This window comes from Arenibacter echinorum (assembly GCF_003259375.1).
GTDB classification, from domain to species: Bacteria; Bacteroidota; Bacteroidia; order Flavobacteriales; family Flavobacteriaceae; genus Arenibacter; species Arenibacter echinorum.
Window position 1 is genome coordinate 1 of the sequence record NZ_QLLN01000023.1, and the last position, 1,452, is coordinate 1,452.

Annotated in this window: 1 protein-coding gene and 1 pseudogene; both read right to left on the reverse strand. The window is 38.6% G+C overall.

Annotation, left to right across the window (positions count from 1 at the left end; translation table 11 throughout):
* Positions 1-852, reverse strand: a pseudogene (locus LV92_RS21685) (hypothetical protein); the annotation flags it as partial.
* Positions 853-1,198: 346 nt separating this feature from the next.
* On the reverse strand, positions 1,199-1,417 hold the full coding sequence (locus LV92_RS21690; protein ID WP_111625675.1) for a hypothetical protein: 219 nt from the start codon (positions 1,415-1,417) through the stop codon (positions 1,199-1,201).
* Positions 1,418-1,452: the final 35 nt, after the last annotated feature.

Here is a 1,452-nt window from a genome sequence, read left to right on the forward strand (position 1 = left end):
ACTTTTCTGTTTGCGCTCTCGCCCAAAAGCTTCTTTCCATGATTTTACCTCTTTTTCCAAATCCCGATTATTCAAAGCTAATACTTTTATGTTTTCAGCCGTTTTTGAGGCGTCTATGAGGCCTAAAAAGTTTTTGACGATATATTTGTCGCTAAGCTTGTCAAAGTCTCTTCTAATGGCCTTAAATCGGCTCAAATCGTTTTGGATTTCTTTTAGCTCTTCCTCGTTGATTTTTTTCTGACTGGAGAGTTGTCTGGCCTGAACCTCCAGGTTGTTGATGTTTACCAGGACCTGCTCAAGCTTCTCCCACTCCTTTTCAATCTTGAATTGTATAGAACTGAGTCGTTTTTTATCAGAGCTGACACCTCTTTCCATACCCATTATTTGGGCTGTTAAGTCTTGCATCTCTATCATATCTTTTTGATTCAGCTTTAGGGACTTCCCTGTAACCTTGTCAGTCCAGTCACATACTAGGTGAGCGTGTAGATTACGTTTCCATTCCTTCTTTGACTTCTGATGCCCTTCATCTTTGTGAATATGGATTTGGAAGGTTCTAATTCCAAATCGGTCTTCCAAAGCCTTAGACAATTTTTGAAGGTCTTTAAGGGTATGATTTTCATTAATGTTAACTACAGCTTCCCTAATTGGAGTCGCTTTTTTCTGCATTTTCTGGCCAACAGATTTGAGATACCTGGTATTTACATCAGCTCTTATTTCGGGGATTGTAGAGCTTGCCCAACTTTCGTTAAGATGGGAAAGATCTTTCCGCACATAATCGAAAGATTTGAGGCGGTAATTGTGGACTTCGCTGCCGGGCTTAACCGGCTCGAAGTGAATAGAAGCTTGTGCCATATGCTTTTTTTTGATGATTGCAAAAGGCAATCATAGCCCTCCGCTAGGAGCACACAACCCTTTAGGGTTATAGTGTGCTACAACATGGAACAAATGTTGTCGAAAAAAACCGAACATCCAATAGATTTTCGGTTTTTTAGATTTGAGATTTTCCAAGGGGGAAATATCAAATCTTTTTGAGGAAGATTAAGACAGAGGTTACTTGTCTAAAGCAGATAAGTAACCTAACCAGAATATATCTTCCTCGTTGATGGATGGTTCTGAGGAGTAAATATCAAGAACAGAAGTGTTTCCCAAATGATGAACTGCAGAAACCCTATAAGATCGTTTTGAATTTGTTTTTTCTTCAAGAAACATATTGAATTGAATCAGCAACGTTTCTATTCGTTCTAATCTGGAAGCTGTGCCCTTCAATTGGAGCTTCAATTGGAAAATTATCATGGTCTGATTCTACAGAGGGTAAACTCGCCAATCGGCCCCTCAAATCTGACAGCTCCTTGATCAAGTCTCGTATAGTATTTTCTTGTTTTTCAATCAATACGAGTATCATTTCTTCTTTATCCATTTTCTTGTCTTTTTAAAGTCAGTTTATTCGAAAAA